This window comes from Larsenimonas rhizosphaerae (assembly GCF_023700005.1).
GTDB classification, from domain to species: Bacteria; Pseudomonadota; Gammaproteobacteria; order Pseudomonadales; family Halomonadaceae; genus Larsenimonas; species Larsenimonas rhizosphaerae.
On the sequence record NZ_JAMLJK010000003.1, the window covers coordinates 159,112 to 177,040 of the forward strand.

The window sequence follows — 17,929 nt, forward strand, 5'->3', positions numbered from 1 at the left end:
TCAGCGGCCTGGGCTGGCAGTTAAATGACATGTATTGCAGTGGGAACAGGCCATATTTTGTCATGAGAAAGGGCGACAAGCATCCCTTGAAAAACAGGGCTCTTCAGGACGTCATCAATTGATGGACAAGATATTCGGGCTGATCTCGAACAGCGTTTGATGGTCGTGCCGAGAAGGATGAAACCGGGCGAGCCGTAGGTGAAGCATCAAGGCTCAGGGTCAGCGCCAGTGCCGATGGTGCTTCTGCGCTTCGTTCTGCTGCGCGATACCGGGCAGGAACGGTGCTGTCGCTCCACACCAGCGCGACCTGGTGCCAGCCCTCTGCCAGATACCCCCTCGCCTCGGACAGCAGTGCTGCCCATTCATCACCGCCGGCCGCTATGGCGGCAATGGAACCCTGATGGTTCGATGCAATCGAATACACGCCGACCAGCGCATTGTGTACGGACAGGCTGAAGCGGGCGGGTGATACCGGGTCGCCGGCAGCAATGGCGTCCAGCATATCAAGAGGCCGTTGGCCGTCACCATGCTGCGAGGCATGTATGATGGGTATGTTGTGGCGTGCAACATCGAGCTCACACAGCATGCTGCAGAGCGCGCGTCCTACCGGTGTCAGCCGTCGGCGCAGCATGGCCGGTATGTCGGCGGCGGTCGGGTTGGCTTCGGTGGAAAGTCCGGGTGCCTGGGCGCTGCTGCCCGGGAGCCATCCCCGCCAGTCCAGAATGTATACTTCGGCAAGGGTATTGTCGTTGTCAGCTACGTTCAGGGTCATGGTGGGTCGTCGTGGTCGGGTCAGCGAAGGGGCGTTAGTGTAATCGGGCTGGTGGTAGTTCTCCATACCCGTCGACGCCGGTAAATGCGCGACCAGGCATGGTTACGACGTGCCGCTTGCCGCAGGATGAAGCATATACAGCCCCGTCGGGGGCGTTTCAGTTTATTTGACTGGCAGGAGCCATAGATGACATTGCCCAGGGATGAAGGAAAGCGCCGCGCGTTCTTGCGTGGCTCACTCACACTGTTGCCCGCTGTAGTCGTGGGGAGTGTAATGGCCCCCAGGGTGCAGGCTGCCTCCGGCGGTGGTGAACGGTCCGAGGCCGTGGATTCGCTGGCTCGGGCCAATGTGCTGTACTGGGGAGCGGATCCGTCCGGTCGTCGCGACAGCTCTGCAGCCTTTGCCAAGGCAGCACGGTCTCAATGGGCGCGTACCCTGCAGGTGCCGCCGGGCGTGTATCGTATTGCTCAAACGGTAGACCTTCTGGGCAAAAGCATGATGGGACCGGGGCGGACACGCAGTGGCGGCGGCGATGATGAGGCGTGTCTCATCCCCCATTATGATCTTAAAGGGCCGATGTTTATCAAGACAGGGCCTGAAATTGCCTCGTTGACCTTCAATGGTCAGAGCAAGAAGAGTTCCGCCGTGGCACTGAACTGTTATGGCTACAATACCACCCTGCGCAATAACCTTTTCACCTCGCTTGGCAAGGCCATTGAAGTTGACAAGGGGATTGTCAATTTCAACATCCTGCAATGTGCCTTTGTTGCATGTGAATACGGCCTGCACGTCAAGGACAAGGGGGGGATGTCCTCGACTACCGTTCGACTGACAGGCAACGAATTCAATTACGTCACGAACTGTGTGGTGTTCGACAAGGAGCTCTATGGCGCTACCTTTCAGGACAACATCTTCGAAGCAGTCAAGGGCGATGCGATCGTGGCTCAGGTCATTCATGGCTGTAACTTCATCGGGAACTGGTGGGAAAAGCGCAACGGAGGGAAGTCCGACTGGCCAGCCGTACGCTCTACCATGAAGCAGCAGATCATTGGCTGTTTCGCCAGTGCCAATACCATGGTTTATGGCTGGAAGGATGTCTTCAGTGGCGATCAGCACAACAAGGCCATGGGGGGCGTATCGACCAACGGTACGGCGGTGCTGGTTCGGTCTTCCACGGGGTCGGCGCTCAGAATGACGCCTGGGGGTATCAAGGCGGAAACGGACGCCTGGCAAGGAGACACGCCCTTTATCATTCAGGGCAGTTATGCCAGTGCTCACAAGCGAGCCCATCCTATTGTGCTTCGTCATTCAGGGCACAATGGCGATATCGAATTCGATACCGACCCCGAGCTGACCAGCGATGGGGTGTGGAAGGGCAAGCTGCGTTTTGCTGCCAGAGCTAAGGCGGGTGCGAAAAACGACAAGGATAAAAAGCCGGCGATTCTGTGGGACGAGTATCAGGTCAACGAAAATCTGCCGGGACTGACCGGGCGTTCACCGCAGCAGACAAAGGCGGGCAATGTTCATACTGCGCTTACCGGTGTGCCCCAGTTCGTCAAGTGGCGCCAGGGTGATGAAAAGGCGCCCGGGGTCGACTTCTTCCCGAATAACAAGGCTCGCAAGACAGGCCAGGTCGAGCTGTCGTTTGACCAGGGCGAGTATGAGTTTCGGGACCCGATTCTGACGGTCACCGTTGATGATCATGATGTGGTATCTGCCGGTATTGATTATATCGATGCCTATAGCGGTGCCGGTAAATACAAGGCGTGGCGCGGGTTTGTGCTTCATTTCAAATCGCTGGAAACAGGCAAGCCTGTCACCCCTGAAAGCTTCAACCTGCAGATATTTCATCCCTGAGGGATCGATCAATTACGTGTGCAACAAAAAAACCCGGCGAATGCCGGGTTTTTTCATGACAGTCTGACGGGGGCTCAAGTACCGATATCGCGCAATGCCTTGCCGCCCATCAGGTTTTTCTCGATTTTTTCCAGGGAAATGCCCTTGGTTTCAGGGATCAGCATGAACGTGAACACGATAAACAGCAGGTTCAGCGCGGCGAGAATCCCGAAGGTCATGGTGCCTCCAATGCCGACCAGCATCAACGGGAAGAACTGCCCTACTATCCAGTTACCAACCCAGTTGGAGACCGTTGAGGCACTGATACCGAAGTCACGTCCGCGCAGGGGCTGGATTTCAGCGCACAGGGTCCAGATCAGTGGGCCGGCAGACATGGCAAATCCGGCGACAAACACCAGGACGGCGCCCATGGCAGTGTACTGGAGTGCGGAGGTGTCCGGGCCGATGTGCAGGATGGTGGCCAGTACGGCCATGCTGACGGCCATGATGGTGAACCCGGCATACAGGATCGGCTTGCGTCCGAGCCGATCAACGAAGCCGATGGCAATGAAGGTCGCCAGTACATTGACCAGCCCGGTGGCCACTGTGCTCCAGAGCTGTGCCGCCGTGCCTTCGAATCCGGATGCCTGAAAGATCTGGGGGGCGAAGTACATGATCGCGTTCATGCCGGTGAACTGCTGCACGATCTGAAGGCTGACCCCCAGCAGTACCGAACGGCGAAAGTTGGCGTTTTCCTTGAACATGCCCCAGCCTCGGCTCTGTTCCTTCTGCTCGATACTCTCGCGAATTTCACGCATTTCATAATCGATTTCCTCGCGGCTGCTGCGCAGCCGGTTGAGGACGTTTCTGGCATCATCAAAACGGTCGCGCGTGGCCAGCCAGCGAGGGCTGTTGGGTACCATCAGTACGCCGGCAAACAGCATGCCCGCCGGGATCATCAGAACACCAAACATCCAGCGCCAGCTTTCGATGTAGCTGAAGGCCAGGTTTGATACAAAGGCAGCCAGAATGCCGACGGTGACCATCAGCTGATAAAACGAGATGGTCGTGCCGCGAATGCGTTCAGGGGCAATCTCGGAGAGGTACAGGGGGGCGGTAAAGGAGGCGACCCCGACGGCGAGACCCAGCAGGATTCGCGCTACCACAAGGATTGCTGTGCTGGTGGCCACGACGGCGACAAGGGCGCCGATGAAAAACAGCAGGGAGCTGTAAAGCAGTGCCTTGCGCCGGCCAAACCGCTGTGAGATTCCGCCTGCAAAGAAGGCGCCCACGGCGGCGCCTACCATCATTGAGCTGACAATCCAGCCCTCCATGGCGGTGCTCAGGTGAAATTCCTGCTTGATGAAGGGAAGTGCACCGGAAATGACGCCAATGTCCATGCCAAACAGCAGGCCGGCGAGGGCGGCCAGTGCACAGCTGAACCAGACCATGGGTACGATATCAGCGTGGGCAACGGCATCGGGTTTTCTGGTCTGCTCCGGACCGGAGGTATCAGACATGACGTGTCTCCTTGTCGACGCCCTTGAGGTCGTCAGGATGTGGTGTGAGGATACGGATATACATGCGGTCTGGTTCGGAGCTGAACGTGGGTGCATGGCCGGCAGGGTGCGTCGGCCATGCAGGATTACAGACAGTTGGCGATAAGACCTTGGGTGTGCATTAAGCTTCAAAATAGGTAACGAAGGCAAAGTCTTGCCGTTAGACCTTCGTCGTGATCAGCACACCGCGCCATCTCATGGCGTTACTCGACAGGAAAGCGGGTCGGCTTCAGACTGTCCTTGATGCGCTTGAGATGAGGCAGGAAGTCCGGTCCGCGACGCAGTGTGACGCCGGTGGCCAGTACATCGATAAGGGCCAGGTGAATCATGCGTGACGTCATGGGCATGTAGTGATCGGTATCTTCAGCGCTGATGACGGCCAGGCTTTCCGTGCACTGTCGAGCCAGTGGTGAGTCGGCGGCGGTAATGCCAAGGACCGTGGCGCCGTGGGAGCGGGCCTGCGTAGCGATTTCCACGAGGTCACAGGTTCGGCCCGTATTGGAAATGATGACGATAACGTCACCGGTGCGGGATGCTGCCGCTACCATGCGCTGCATCAATACGTCATCATACGCGACCACGGGCAGATTGAAGCGGAAGAACTTGTGCTGAGCATCAAAGGCCACCGGGCCCGACGCGCCAAGACCAAAGAAACTGATCTGTTTGGCCTGAATCAGGTAGTCCACGGCCCGCTCGATGATCTTGGGGTCCAGTGACCGGCAGGCTTCATCCAGAGCCGCGATATTGGCACCAAAGATTTTTCGCGCATAGGCCGCTGTATCGTCATCATGTTCGACGCTTCGGGTGACATAGGGCGTGCCACCCGCCAGGCTTTGTGCCAGTTTTATCTTGAAGTCGGGATAGCCGCGGGTTTCAAAGTTGCGGCAGAACCGGTTCACCGTAGGCTCGCTGACACTGGCCTGTTGTGCCAAAGTGGCAATACTCATGCCCGTTGCGGCGTCCGGGTCGGTCAGAATGACATCGGCCACCTTGCGCTCGGAACGGTTCAGGGAGTCCAGACGAAGCCGGATTTTGGATATAAGGTCGTGGGCCACCGCAAATCTCGCTGTGTCAAATGCATGAGGAGATGGATAGTTGTGCATGTTTTTGTGGTGAAATTACTACGCAATACCCGCATGCTATCTTCTTGATTCGGTTTAAGCCAATGAGACCGCTTAGTCGGCCGGTTTTTTAGTAAGTTTACGAAAAATAGTTGCGAGGACTCTGTGATATGGCTAACGTTGCGCGTAATTTAACCAGTCGGAAGGGAGCGTCGCATGTCTGAACAGACCCCGTCAGTCGACCTCGCCCTGTTTGGTGCGCTTGGTGACCTGGCCCTTCGCAAGCTCTATGTAGCGATGTATCACCTTGATCGCGAAGGACTTTTGGCCGACGACGCACGCATTCTCGGCCTGGCTCGTCAGGATTATGAGGCAGAGGCCTATCGCGCGCGCGTACGCGATGCGCTGGAAAGCCGTGTCGATGCTTCCGAACGCACCGAAGAAAGCATGGAGCGTTTCGTGGCCCGGCTGGAGTATGCCCAGGTCGATTTCACGACCGTTGATGGCTACTCGAAAATTGCCGACTGGCGCAAGGACAGCTCCCGCCCGCTGGTAGTGTATCTATCGGTGCCGGCAAGCCTTTACGGTGATATCTGTCAACACCTGGAATCATCGGGCTGCCTGGATGAACACAGCCGCGTGGTTGTCGAGAAGCCGATCGGCTATGACCTTGAAACGTCGATCGAAATCAATGATGCCATCGGTGCCGTATTCGATGAGACCAGTATCTATCGAATCGACCACTACCTTGGCAAGGAAACCGTACAGAACCTTCTGGCCCTTCGGTTTGCCAACCCGCTATTCGGGGATCAGTGGAACCAAAGCAAGGTTTCGCACGTTGAAATCACCGTGGCTGAAACGGTCGGTATCGAAGGTCGCTGGGGGTATTTCGATCAGGCCGGTCAGCTCCGCGACATGGTTCAAAACCATTTGATGCAGCTGTTGTGCATGATTGCCATGGATCCGCCGTCCAATCTGGATGCTGACAGCATTCGTGACGAGAAGGTCAAGGTACTCAAGGCGCTGCGCCCAATCGAGGGCGATATGCTCAATACCGACGTCGTGCGGGGGCAGTATATTGCAGGTTCCGTAGGCGGCAAGCAGGTACCGGGGTATCTTGATGAGGAAGATGCCAATACCGAAAGCCGCACTGAAACCTTTGTAGCGTTCAAGACCGAAGTCTCCAACTGGCGCTGGGCAGGGGTTCCGTTTTATTTGCGTACCGGCAAGCGGATGCCTGAAAAACTGTCCCAGATCGTGATTCACTTCCGTCAGCAACCGCACTATATCTTTGATCCTGACCAGCGCTCTCTGGCAGCCAACAAGCTGGTGATCAAGCTGCAGCCGGAAGAAGGTATTGCCCTGCAGGTACTGACCAAGGACAGTGGTCTGGACAAGGGAATGCGGCTGCGTCAGGGGCCCCTGCACCTTGATTTCCACAAGGCGTTTCCCAAGGCGCGTATCCCCGATGCCTATGAGCGGCTGCTGCTGGAAGTGATGAAGGGGCAGCAGTACCTGTTTGTGCGTCGTGACGAGATCGAGTTTGCCTGGCGCTGGGTTGATACCCTGATCGAAGGCTGGCAGGCACGTGACGTACCGCCCAAGCGCTATCCGGCAGGGTCATGGGGCCCGGTATCTTCCATTGCAATGATCACCAAGGACGGATTCTCCTGGTATGAAGACTACTGATTACACCGCCTCCGACGCACGTGAAGTCCTTGCATGCTCGCTGGCGGAAGCTGTCGCGGCAGCCCTTCGGGAGGATCTGGTCGAGCAGGCACGTGCTACCCTGATCGTATCGGGTGGTTCCACGCCGGTGCCTTTTTTCAAGGCGCTCTCACGTCAGCATCTGGACTGGGCGCGGGTAGATGTTACCCTCGCAGATGAGCGGTGGGTTGGTGAGGACAGTCAGGACAGTAATACTCGGCTGGTGAAGCAGGACCTCATCGCGCAGGAAGCCAGTGCCGCCGTATTCCATCCGTTGGTGAACCAGGCCGACTCCCCTGAAGAGGGTGTGAGCACGCTTGAAGCTCAGATGGCGCAGCTTTCCTGGCCCGCCAGCGTTGTGGTGCTGGGGATGGGCGGTGACGGCCATACGGCCTCGCTGTTTCCCGATAGTCCTCAGCTCGCGTACGGTCTTGAAACCGATAAGCTCTTGCTGGCTGTTCGTTCGCCAAGTGTGCCCCAGGCGCGCATTTCCTTTAGCGCCAGTGCGCTGAGTAATGCTCGTCGCCATTTTCTTCATGTTACCGGTGATGAAAAGCGGTCAGTGTTTGCTGATGCTTTTGGTGGTAACGATGTGAAGGCATTGCCGATCCGTGCTTTCATGAGCCAGGCCTTGTCGCTTTACTGGGCGCCCTGATCCCCCTTGCGCTGATTACAGGAGTACATGTATGACCATCGACAAGCAGCTGCCAGCCAGCCGTACAGCGGAAATTGACAGCATCTGTCAGCGCTGTGAAGTTATCCCGGTGCTGACCATCAATCGCATCGAAGACGCTGTTCCGCTGTGCCGTGCACTGTATGAAGGCGGTCTCCCGGTGCTGGAAGTGACGCTGCGGACTGACTGCGCTCTTGAAGCGCTGCATCGTCTGCGTGATGCCTTGCCGGAAGCCAGTATCGGTGCAGGCACGGTGCTTACGCCCGAGCAGTATCGTCTGGCAGAAGATGCCGGTGTTGATTTTGTGGTAACGCCTGGAACCACCAATCGTCTGTTTGAATATGGCATCAACAGCCCGGTCCCGCTTCTTCCGGGTATCAGCACAGCGACCGAACTTTTGAACGGCTGGCAGTATGGCTATCGCCGGTTCAAGTTCTTCCCGGCCGAAGCCAGCGGTGGTGTGCCGGCGCTCAAGGCCCTGGCGGGTCCGCTTCGTGACGTACAGTTTTGTCCGACCGGAGGAATTACTCCGGATAATGCCGGCAATTACCTGAAGCTTCGCAACGTCATGTGCGTGGGCGGGTCGTGGATCATGCCGAAGGAAATGATTGAAAACGAAGACTGGGACGGCATTCGCAAGCTGGCCCTGGAAACGTCGGAATTTCTGAAGCGCCACTAGGGCGTCAGTACCTTCTCTCTCTCGACAGCCTCGGCTGTTGCTTCGCCCGTCGACCTGGTCGACGGGCTTTTTTTGATCCCGGTATCAGGGAGATCCGCTGCCGGTGGTCAGAATCAGAATACGCGGTAGGCGCGTGCTGCTTCCAGAAGGGCAAACCAGCGTGTCCGCTCAAGTGTCAACGTGCTGTGCTCAAGCAGGGTTTGCAGGTTGGTGGCCTTGAGGCTGCCCACAACGGGAGTTGGGGCGTGCGGGAGGGTGTTGAGCCAGGCCATGGGGATGTTGGCCGGTTGTACGTTGAGCTCCTGCGCGCTTTCGCTGATGACCTTGCCCAGCAGGCTTTCGAACAGGCGCCCGCCACACAGGGGCGAGCATGCCATGGGGGCCAGGCCGTCAAGGCACAGGGAGTCCCACAACCCATCGAACAATGGTGCGCTTCGGGGTATGGAAAGCTCTATTTCTGCAGATGTCAGGCTGTGGGTCATGGCAGCCTGCAGGCGGCGCCACTGGGAGGGCAGAAAGTGGGAGACTCCCAGTCGTGCAACCTTGCCCTGGTCGATAATGCTGTCCAGCGTGCGGCCAACCTCGGTATAGCTCATCAGCGGGTCGGGGCGGTGCAGGTGCAGCAGTTCGATCTGTTCAAGATTAAGCCGCGAAAGACGTTCTTCCACTGCACTGGTCAGGTAGTCGGGCGTGGTGTTGTAGTGCTTGATATGGCGTCCCGACGGGTCCATGTGCGCAGGTACAATGCCGATCTTGGCCATGACATGCACACGTGACGCCAGAGCTGGGCGGCTTGCAAGGGCTTCGCCGAAGCGACGTTCGTGCTCGCCATCGCCATAGATATCCGACAGGCAGAACCAGTCGAGCCCCTCGTCCAGACGTGCTTCGATCCAGTCGGCCAGGGCATGGGTATTCAGCAGGCTATCGTAATGCTCCAGCTGACGGAGGCTGATTACGAAGGGGGGCATGGCGCTCATGAGTCCCGGGTCTCCAGTGACAGGTGCTGAGCCAGAAGATGGTGGCTGCCCGGTGCCAGCCAGACGCGGTCAAGCTGGGTACAGGCGGCCTCGATACAGACAAAGCGTTGGGCCTGTTCGGCAGGAACGTCACCGGGAAGGGCGCTTCCCGGGTGCCAGATAACGCTCGAATCGCTGCCCTGCTTGGCCAGTCGACGTGTCGTGTTGCCGGACTCGAGCAGCAGGGGGCGGCTGGAATGATAAATACGGTCGAGGGCGCCGCGGATGCCCAGCTCACCCTGCTGGTCCTTTTCGCGCAGGCCGTCAAGCTTGTCAAGGTAGCGCGCTCCGGCGAGGCCGCTGATCCGGCATTCAAAGCTTTGATCCACTGCCAGGTAGGTGTGCAGCGCCTGAGTAAAGCTTACCGGTGTGTCCCCGGTGTGTTCTGTAATCAGCTCGATATTGAGCCGCTGGGCGTTGGCCTGGATGACCACTCGTGGCGTGAGTTGCGGGTCCAGTCGCTGTTCCGGAGAAAGGTGTACTTCCACGCCTTCCTGGTGCTCATCGACGGCATCAACCCGCCACGGCGCCGTTCTGGCTGTTCCATGGGCAGGCCCCTCATGGCCGTCGGCGTCTCCGAACCAGGGCCAGCACAGGGGGATGCCCCCCCTGATAGCGTCAGGCGCCTCTTTGGGTGTGGGGGTAGTCCACAGCCATCCCGGTTGACCATGCGGGGCAAAATGCAGCAGTTGTGCGCCCTGGTAGGCGATAACCAGACTGCCCCAGCCTTCGTTGATGACCAGTACCTTGCGACCACACCAGTCAGCGTCGCGCTGACCGTGTGTGGCTTCCACGAGCGTGCATAACGCGTCGCTCATGAGACCTCCTCGTTGTGCAGGGCTTCAGCGGCACCCAGGAGTCCGGTCCATTTGGCCTTGACCACCCAGGTAGCGATGCTGTCGGTATAGTGACCCATACGCCCCTTGTCCGCAAAGGCCTTGCGGAAATCACTTTGCTGCAGAAAATCGAGAATTCGCGGCAGAATGCCGCCACACATGTATACCCCGCCACGAGCCCCCAGGGTCAGTGCGGCATCACCCGTCGCATCCCCCAGAATCTTGCAGAACAGCATGACCGCGCCATGAGCCTGTTCATTGTTCTCGCGTGCAGCGTCCGTAACGGCCGCAGGACTTTCGAGCATGGCCGGCATGCCGGAAAATTCACACAGGGCGCGGTACAGATCCAGCAGCCCCTGGCCGCAGAGAATACGCTCGATGGACACACGACCGTATTGGCCCTGGAACCAGCACAGGAGCTTTATTTCGAACTCGTTGGTCGGTGCAAAGCTTGTGTGGCCACCTTCTGCCGACAGTGGAATCCAGTAGCGCTGACTGGGAGCCAGGCCGGCAACGCCGAGTCCGGTACCCGGGCCGATGACCAGTCGGGCCCGGCCGCTTTCGCTGTGGCCGCCACCGATCTGGACCAGATCCTCTTCCGGGATATGCGGCAGCCCCAGCGCCATGGCGGTAAAGTCATTGATGGCCTTGAAGTTATCCAGGCCAAGCGCTTCCTTCATGGCTTTCTTGCTGAAGCGCCACGGGTTGTTGGTCATCTTGACCACGTCATCGTGAACCGGGCACGCAAAGGCCAGGCAGGCCTCTCTGGGTGCATCGCTGCCTACCATGTCCAGATATGCCCTGACGGCATCGTCCAGGTTGGCATGGTCGGCGCACGGCAGTGTTTCTATGTCGTGCAGGTCAAAGCTGCCCGGGGTAACCAATGCAAAACGTGCATTGGTTCCACCGATATCGCCGACCAGAGCTGGGCGTGTCATTCATTATCTCCTTCAAGATCCCCGAAGCCGCCGAAATTGCAGGCACCTTCCTCGGCTCCACCTACCATGGTGCGCAGCCCGGCAAAGAGCTCGCGGCCCATGCCGTGGTGGTGGTAGTTGAGTGGAATACGCTGCTGTTCGCGGGCGTTCCACTCCTTGTCATCGACCAGAACACGCAGTTCTCCGTTATCCGGATCGAGTCGTATGACATCACCATCCATGAGCCTGGAAAGCGGCCCGCCATCCAGAGCTTCGGGGGTAATGTGTATCGCTGCCGGTACTTTACCTGAAGCACCGGACATACGGCCATCAGTGACCAGTGCGACCTTGTGCCCCCTGTCCTGAAGTACGCCCAGGAAGGGGGTCAGTTTATGCAGTTCGGGCATGCCGTTGGCGCGTGGCCCCTGGAAGCGCACCACTACAACGATGTCCCGGTCCAGCTCGCCGTTTTCAAAGGCTGACTTGAGCTGGTCCTGGTCGCTGAAAATGCGGGCGGGTGCTTCAACCTTGCGGAACTCCGGCTTGACGGCAGATACCTTGATAACGCCTCGCCCCAGGTTGCCATCGAGCACGCGGAGGCCACCTGTCGGCGCGAACGGGTTATCGCTGCTGCGTAGCACGTCCTTGTCCAGTGACTCACTGGGACCATCACGCCAGACCAGTTTACCGTCTTCAAGGAATGGTTCCTTGACATAATCGGCCATTGTGCCGCCGAACACCGTCTCCACGTCGGCATGCAGCAGGCCCGCATCAAGCAGGGTACGAATCAGATAGGATGTGCCCCCGGCTGCCTGGAAGTGATTGATGTCTGCCTGGCCGTTGGGGTAGATGCGGGTAAGGCTGGGGATGACGTTGGAAAGGTCGTGGAAATCATCCCATGTCAGCGTGATGCCGGCGGCGCCTGCCATCGCAATCAGGTGCATGGTGTGGTTGGTTGAGCCACCACTGGCCAGGAGCCCGATCAGTGCATTGACGATGGCCTTTGTCGTGATCTGCTTGTAAAACGGGCGGTACGTACCATTGGCCGCCGTATTACGAATGGTCTGCTCGGTAGCATAGGCTGTCAGTGCGTCACGCAGCGGCGTGTTGGGGTTGACGAAGGAAGCGCCCGGCAGATGAAGTCCCATCATTTCAATCATCATCTGATTCGAGTTGGCCGTGCCGTAGAAGGTGCAGGTCCCCGGACTGTGATATGACTCCGATTCTGCTTCGAGCAGCTTGTCCCGACCTACCTTGCCTTCGGCAAACAATTGCCGGATGCGGGTTTTTTCATTGTTGGGCAGACCGGAGGGCATGGGGCCACCCGGTACAAAGATGGCGGGCAGGTGGCCGAAACGCGCTGCACCGATAAACAGGCCTGGTACGATCTTGTCGCATATCCCCAGATACAGTGCGCCATCAAACATGTTGTGAGACAGGGCTATGGCCGTCGACATGGCAATGACGTCACGCGAAAACAGGGAAAGCTCCATTCCCGGCTGCCCCTGCGTTACACCGTCACACATGGCCGGCACGCCCCCGGCAAACTGGGCGGTAGATCCCATGCCTCGTGCGGCGGCCTTGATGATGTCGGGATAATCCTTGAACGGTTGGTGGGCCGACAGCATGTCATTGTAGGAAGACACAATGGCCATATTGACGCTGTTGGTCAGCTTCAGGCGCTCCTTGTCTTCAGCTCCGCAGGCAGCAAAGCCGTGCGCCAGGTTGCCACAGGACAATTCACCACGGTGAACGCCATCGGCATGTTGTTGTTCCATTAGCTGCTCATAACGAGCGCGGCGACCCTGACTGCGATCTTCGATGCGTTGGGTAACCTCGGCGACGGTTTGATGCACGTTCATGACGATCCTCGACTCACGGTTATGTAGTTTGACTAGCTATTTTTGTAAATTTAGCAAAAAAGCGGACTTGATTACGCCCTCTTTTTGGTCGAAAGTGAGGAGAATACGTAGTAATTATTCAAAAAGGTGCAAAATACCCCTCCCGGAAGGGGGTGATATCCCCTCAAGGGGCGCTTTTTAAGTAGTTGTACTACTTTCACTGTTATGAACTGCAGTTACCATTTGTGTTTCCAGTAGGAGAAAAGCAATGACCTTGCGTGTCGCTATCAATGGTTTTGGCCGGATTGGCCGTAATGTGCTCAGAGCCCTGTATGAGAACGGCTATCGTGACAGTGTTCAGGTGGTTGCCATCAACGATCTGGGTGACCCGGCGTTAAATGCGCATCTTCTTGAGTATGATACAACTCACGGCCATTTCAATTTTGATGTGTCTCACGATGATGCCAGCCTTAGCGTCGATGGTGATGCCATCCGCATTTTGGCAGAGCGTGATCCTGCCCAGCTGCCCTGGAAGGAGCTGAAGGTTGATCTGGTGATGGAGTGCACCGGCATTTTCACCAAGCATGAAGCCGCGTCCAAACACCTTCAGGCCGGTGCCGGCCGCGTGCTGATCTCTGCGCCCAGCCCCGATGCCGACGCTACCATCGTATATGGCGTCAATGACGACACTCTGACGTCCGACCACAAGATCGTGTCCAATGCCTCCTGTACTACCAACTGCCTGGCGCCGGTAGCCAAGGCGCTGAATGATGGTGTGGGAATTGAAACCGGGCTGATGACCACGATTCACGCCTATACCAACGACCAGAATCTGGCAGACGTGTATCACAGCGACCCGTTCCGGGCGCGTAGTGCCACTCATTCCATGATTCCGACCAAGACCGGCGCTGCTGCTGCGGTGGGCCTGGTACTGCCGGAGCTCAATGGCAAGCTTGACGGGTTCGCGATGCGCGTGCCGGTTATCAATGTGTCCGTGGTGGACCTGACGTTTACCGCCTCGCGCGAAACCACGAAGGAAGAAATCAACCAGCTGTTGCAGGACGCCGCTGACAAGTCACCGGTACTGGCAATCAACAGCAAACCGCTGGTGTCCGTGGATTTCAACCACAACGCCAATTCCTCGATCTTTGATCAGAATCACACGCGTGTATCCGGCAAGCTGGTCAAGATCCTGGCCTGGTATGACAACGAATGGGGCTTCTCCAACCGCATGCTCGATACTGCATTGGCCATGGAAAAAACCTGGAAATAAATATCCGGTGTCATCCTGTTCAACAAGGCGGCCTCAGGGCCGCCTTTTTAATTTGTGCACAGGCATCTACCCTTCAGGATCATGGTTTTTCAAGAACGGAGTGTTGACATGAAAACGGAATTTCATGCTGCCAGACCTGATGTGCTGGCCTTTGATGTTTATGGGACACTGATTGATCCGGACAGCCTGTCCGAGACACTTCGTCCCGTACTGGGCAATGACGCCGAGAGCGTTAGCGCCGCATGGCGTGCCCGACAGTTGACTCTTGCCTTTCGTCGCGGGCTGATGGGGCGATACGTGGATTTTGCTGTCTGTACCGCGGATGCCCTGCGTGCCGTGCTGGCAGAACAGGGACATGAGGTAGATGAGCAAACGCGCCAGGACTGGATGGATGCTTATGGCGCATTGCCCGCCCACGATGATGCTGCCGAGGGGCTCCGCTCTCTGCGAGGGCAGGGCATTAGGCTGGTTGCATTTTCCAATGGCACTGAAGCAGCCATGAAGAATGTATTGGCCAATGCCGGCCTGCTTGAGCTGTTTGATGAGCTGGTAAGCGTTGATGATATCAAGCGTTTCAAGCCCGATCCGCAGGTCTATCTGCACCTGCTTCGTCGAATGAACAGCGAACCTTCGCGTACCTGGCTGGTATCGAGTAATGCCTGGGATATTCAGGGCGCACGCCATACCGGGCTTGGGGCGGCATGGATCAAGCGGTCGCATACAGCCATCGAAGATGAGGATCTCAAGCCACTGGTAACAGTATCGTCACTTGTTTATCTGTCTGATGCCTTGCCGCCGTCATAGCGCGCTTTTGGTTGACTTGACGTTTTTTTTCTGTAGAAGTAAGCGTATCGAACCCTGACTGGCATGTTTTTATCCGCTTTAACGGCCATGCAGGGGCAAAGAACGCTAAAAAAATGATGGCGGCCTCCACCGTCAAGGCCTGTTCCATGAGACAGTATGTCAAAGAGGTGTCTTCACTGATTGGTGCCACGCTGCGAGATGCGCGACGTGATTGCACTGGTGCAGTGGTAGGGGTTGATCAATGCAGGGAGCATCCGGTGGTGGATGTGATCTGGGAGGGTGATACTCGTCCTGAGCGGGTGGTCATGACCCGAGATCAGCTGGAAGCCCTGATTCAGGCGGTAAAGCATCGTGAAAATGATCAGCAGCAGGCGAAGCAAGGCAAGGTAGAGCGCCGCCACAGGGCATGAGTACAAGACATGAAAAAGCCGGACAGCGTCCGGCTTTTTCATGTCTGAATACTGGGTGGATCACTCGGGTGATCTACACTGAAGGCAGCAGGCGATCCGGCCCTTCAGGGCAAACAAGGCAGGCAAGGAGTATTTACCATGAGAGCGATGGTCGCAGGACTGGGATTATTGATGACCAGCGTCAGCACCTATGGTGCCGAAGGCGCGCTCGGGCGAATTGGTCCGGATGTACACACCAATGAAGTGACCTATACCGTTAACGGCGAGCAGTACAAGGGCTTTATTGCCCGTGATATCAATGCCGAAGGCGACCGGCCCGGTGTGCTGGTAGTACATGAGTGGTGGGGCCAGACCGACTATATTCGTCAGCGCGTCGAAAAGCTTGCCGCCCTGGGTTATGTCGCCATGGCGGTGGATCTGTACGGAAATGGCAAGGTGGCGGAGCACCCTGATGATGCGGCCTCGTTTTCATCCGGTGTCAACGAAAACTGGAGTGATGCCCAGGCCAACCTTGAAGCAGCCATCGGAGTGTTGAAAGGCGAGGGTGGCGTGGATCCTGCACGCATTGCCGCCATCGGCTACTGCTTTGGAGGCGGTATTGTGCTGAACGCTGCCCTGGCCGGCATGCCGTTCAAGGCCGTGGTGAGCTTTCATGGCAGCCCGGGTCAGATCGTGGATACTCCCAGACATTTTGACGGACGTGTGCTGATTCAGAACGGTCAGGATGACAGCATGGTCACGCAGGATGCCCTCCAGTCGCTGGTGGATACCTACCAGTCAGTAGATACCAATGTGACGGTCATTCAGTACCCGAACGCAAAACACGCCTTTACCAACCCGTATGTGGACGCAAAGGCTGGAAAGTTCGATCTGCCCCTGGCGTACAGTCCGTCAGCCGATGCTGCCTCCTGGCAGGTCATGCTGAACCTGTTCAACAAGGTGTTTTCAGGTAGCTGAGGCCTGATGATTCTGAAAGCGGCGCCCAAAAGGCGCCGCTTTTCATGGATCAGTCCTCCAGTGACAGAATCCGTCTGGCCAGACTGATCATTTCACTGTCGCCGGTATTCTTGGCGCGAATATCCGACAGCTTCACCACCGGCATCCACTGGCGTCCTTCCGGGCGCGTAGCCGTCATCTTGACGACGATGTTCATGGGCTCCAGATTGGCATCATTGGTGAAGTTGGTGCCAATGCCGAAGGACATGCCAATCCGGCCCTTGCAGAAGCGGGATATATTGTCGACCTTGTCCGGGTCCAGCCCATCGGAAAAGATGATGGTCTTGCTCTGAGGATCGATGCCCATTGATTCGTAGTGGGCAATGGTATCCTGGGCAAACTGAATCGGGTCGCCGCTGTCATGACGGACGCCGTCGAACAGCTTGGCAAACATCTTGTCAAAGCTTTCGAAAAAAACCGGCGTCGTGAAGGTATCCGACAGGGCAATGCCCAGATCACCCCGATACACCTTGACCCAGTGCTCAAGTGCCAGAATATTGGCCATCTTGAAGCCGAACCGGGCGGCGTGAAACATGAACCATTCATGGGCATGTGTCCCCAGTGGTTTCACGCCATGCTTGTAGGCCAGGTATACGTTGCTGCTGCCGGTAAAGCTTTCGCCGCCGAACTCCTTGAGCGCATCCACGACAAGGTCATGTACCGCATAGGAGTGACGGCGCCGCGTTCCGAATTCTGCAATGCGCACGCCGATATGCTGATAGTGCTCGATCTTGTGTCGCGTGCGCTCGACGATGACGTCGTCGCTGGCTCGCTGCATGCCCCACATGTCGTACCAGAGCTCACTGATCATGGCCATCAGCGGTACTTCCCACAGGATGGTGCGGTACCAGAGGCCTTCCACGATCACTTCGAGTGACTCGCCTTCCTGGGTGATGTGAACCTCAGTCGGGTTATACCGAAACCCCTGCAGGAAGTCGTGGTAGGTCGGGTCCAGATAGGGGCAGGTTGCCTCGAGGTATTCCCGCTCCCCGGAGGTCAGGCGCAGATCGGCCATGGCATCCACTGCCACACGCAGACGTTCTGCAAAGCCGGGAGGGAAGGCGTGCTGGCCTCGATTGATGAAGGCATAGCGTGCGTGAGCATTTGGAAATAATTTCACCACGGCGTTTTGCATGGTGAACTTGTAGAAATCGTTATCAAGTATCGATGTGAGCATCTGACCCTGAGTTATCCTGTAGGTAATGATACATAGGCGGTGCCATGGATTATGGTCAGGCACGGCTTCTATGATGTAGGGCGCGCACGGCTCAGGTAAAAGCTGCAATGCCGAACATGGTCAGCATTATACCGCCGAAAAGAATCAAGCCACCTACCGACACCAGTAGCATCAGATAACCGATGATCAGGGCTGCCAATGCCCAGCTATCACCGCGCTCACCGGTTTTCCGGATCTGATGTCGGGCAATGTGGCCACAGACCACCCCTCCCAGGCAGGCAGGCGCTACCATGAACGAGGCAAGACTGAGCAAAAAGGCAATGACCGCCATGGTATTGGTCGATTCATGCCGTGCAGGTGTGGTCATGTGCT

17 protein-coding genes are annotated in these 17,929 nt (G+C 57.3%); 8 read left to right on the forward strand and 9 right to left on the reverse strand.

The features are described from left to right. Positions 1 to 103: 103 nt before the first annotated feature. Positions 104 to 772, reverse strand: a complete 669-nt coding sequence (locus tag NAT21_RS12825) for a beta-ketoacyl synthase chain length factor (protein WP_250938989.1) — start codon at positions 770 to 772, stop codon at positions 104 to 106. Positions 773 to 958: 186 nt separating this feature from the next. Here NAT21_RS12825 and NAT21_RS12830 point away from each other — a divergent pair, with 186 nt between their 5' ends. Beyond that, positions 959 to 2,629 carry a hypothetical protein gene (locus tag NAT21_RS12830; RefSeq protein WP_250938991.1) on the forward strand — a complete coding sequence of 557 codons (1,671 nt, stop codon included), beginning with the start codon at positions 959 to 961 and terminating at the stop codon, positions 2,627 to 2,629. Positions 2,630 to 2,703: 74 nt separating this feature from the next. On the opposite strand, the gene NAT21_RS12835 is transcribed toward NAT21_RS12830, so the two are convergent. Together NAT21_RS12835 and hexR are read right to left on the reverse strand one after the other, a co-directional pair. Beyond that, entirely contained in the window at positions 2,704 to 4,128 is a 1,425-nt protein-coding gene (locus NAT21_RS12835) for a sugar porter family MFS transporter (protein ID WP_284732797.1), read from the reverse strand. Between the two features lie 242 nt (positions 4,129 to 4,370). Then, a complete protein-coding gene (hexR, locus tag NAT21_RS12840; RefSeq protein WP_350355178.1) occupies positions 4,371 to 5,222 on the reverse strand; it encodes a transcriptional regulator HexR in 852 nt (283 codons plus the stop codon). Between the two features lie 222 nt (positions 5,223 to 5,444). On the opposite strand from hexR, the gene zwf reads away from it, so the two are divergent. The 3 genes from zwf to NAT21_RS12855 are packed head-to-tail and all read left to right on the forward strand — an operon-like array spanning position 5,445 to position 8,287. Further along, positions 5,445 to 6,917, forward strand: coding sequence for a glucose-6-phosphate dehydrogenase (gene zwf, locus NAT21_RS12845; protein WP_250938995.1), 1,473 nt, complete (start codon positions 5,445 to 5,447; stop codon positions 6,915 to 6,917). Next, on the forward strand, positions 6,904 to 7,590 hold the full coding sequence (gene pgl / locus NAT21_RS12850; RefSeq protein WP_250938997.1) for a 6-phosphogluconolactonase: 687 nt from the start codon (positions 6,904 to 6,906) through the stop codon (positions 7,588 to 7,590). Before zwf ends, pgl begins: the two co-directional genes overlap by 14 nt. 31 nt (positions 7,591 to 7,621) lie before the next feature. Next, positions 7,622 to 8,287: a bifunctional 4-hydroxy-2-oxoglutarate aldolase/2-dehydro-3-deoxy-phosphogluconate aldolase gene (locus NAT21_RS12855; protein ID WP_250938999.1), complete on the forward strand. Its 666-nt coding sequence runs from the start codon at positions 7,622 to 7,624 to the stop codon at positions 8,285 to 8,287. A 113-nt stretch (positions 8,288 to 8,400) separates the two neighbouring features. On the opposite strand, the gene NAT21_RS12860 is transcribed toward NAT21_RS12855, so the two are convergent. The 4 genes from NAT21_RS12860 to edd are packed head-to-tail and all read right to left on the reverse strand — an operon-like array spanning position 8,401 to position 12,918. Beyond that, positions 8,401 to 9,264 carry an aldo/keto reductase gene (locus NAT21_RS12860; RefSeq protein WP_250939001.1) on the reverse strand — a complete coding sequence of 288 codons (864 nt, stop codon included), beginning with the start codon at positions 9,262 to 9,264 and terminating at the stop codon, positions 8,401 to 8,403. Further along, the gene (locus NAT21_RS12865) at positions 9,261 to 10,121 is read right to left on the reverse strand and encodes a D-hexose-6-phosphate mutarotase (RefSeq protein ID WP_250939003.1); all 861 of its coding nucleotides are present in this window, start codon (positions 10,119 to 10,121) and stop codon (positions 9,261 to 9,263) included. Before NAT21_RS12865 ends, NAT21_RS12860 begins: the two co-directional genes overlap by 4 nt. Continuing rightward, positions 10,118 to 11,077, reverse strand: a complete 960-nt coding sequence (glk, locus tag NAT21_RS12870; RefSeq protein ID WP_250939005.1) for a glucokinase — start codon at positions 11,075 to 11,077, stop codon at positions 10,118 to 10,120. The genes NAT21_RS12865 and glk overlap by 4 nt, the downstream gene beginning before the upstream one ends. Continuing rightward, positions 11,074 to 12,918 carry a phosphogluconate dehydratase gene (gene edd / locus NAT21_RS12875; protein WP_250939007.1) on the reverse strand — a complete coding sequence of 615 codons (1,845 nt, stop codon included), beginning with the start codon at positions 12,916 to 12,918 and terminating at the stop codon, positions 11,074 to 11,076. Before edd ends, glk begins: the two co-directional genes overlap by 4 nt. A 247-nt stretch (positions 12,919 to 13,165) precedes the next feature. On the opposite strand from edd, the gene gap reads away from it, so the two are divergent. The 4 genes from gap (at position 13,166) to NAT21_RS12895 (ending at position 16,341) form a co-directional block, all read left to right on the forward strand. Further along, positions 13,166 to 14,170 carry a type I glyceraldehyde-3-phosphate dehydrogenase gene (gene gap, locus NAT21_RS12880; RefSeq protein ID WP_250939009.1) on the forward strand — a complete coding sequence of 335 codons (1,005 nt, stop codon included), beginning with the start codon at positions 13,166 to 13,168 and terminating at the stop codon, positions 14,168 to 14,170. Positions 14,171 to 14,278: 108 nt separating this feature from the next. After that, positions 14,279 to 14,974 (forward strand): haloacid dehalogenase type II, encoded by a 696-nt coding sequence (locus NAT21_RS12885; RefSeq protein WP_250939010.1) that lies wholly within the window; start codon positions 14,279 to 14,281, stop codon positions 14,972 to 14,974. A 146-nt stretch (positions 14,975 to 15,120) separates the two neighbouring features. Beyond that, entirely contained in the window at positions 15,121 to 15,384 is a 264-nt protein-coding gene (locus NAT21_RS12890) for a hypothetical protein (RefSeq protein ID WP_250939012.1), read from the forward strand. Between the two features lie 138 nt (positions 15,385 to 15,522). Further along, positions 15,523 to 16,341, forward strand: a complete 819-nt coding sequence (locus NAT21_RS12895) for a dienelactone hydrolase family protein (protein ID WP_250939014.1) — start codon at positions 15,523 to 15,525, stop codon at positions 16,339 to 16,341. 49 nt (positions 16,342 to 16,390) lie between these two features. Here the strand turns inward: NAT21_RS12895 and pncB are convergent, their stop codons facing one another. Both pncB and NAT21_RS12905 read right to left on the reverse strand, forming a co-directional pair. Then, positions 16,391 to 17,557, reverse strand: coding sequence for a nicotinate phosphoribosyltransferase (gene pncB / locus NAT21_RS12900; RefSeq protein WP_250939016.1), 1,167 nt, complete (start codon positions 17,555 to 17,557; stop codon positions 16,391 to 16,393). Positions 17,558 to 17,648: 91 nt separating this feature from the next. Next, positions 17,649 to 17,924 carry a DUF4190 domain-containing protein gene (locus tag NAT21_RS12905; protein ID WP_250939018.1) on the reverse strand — a complete coding sequence of 92 codons (276 nt, stop codon included), beginning with the start codon at positions 17,922 to 17,924 and terminating at the stop codon, positions 17,649 to 17,651. Positions 17,925 to 17,929 lie beyond the last annotated feature (5 nt).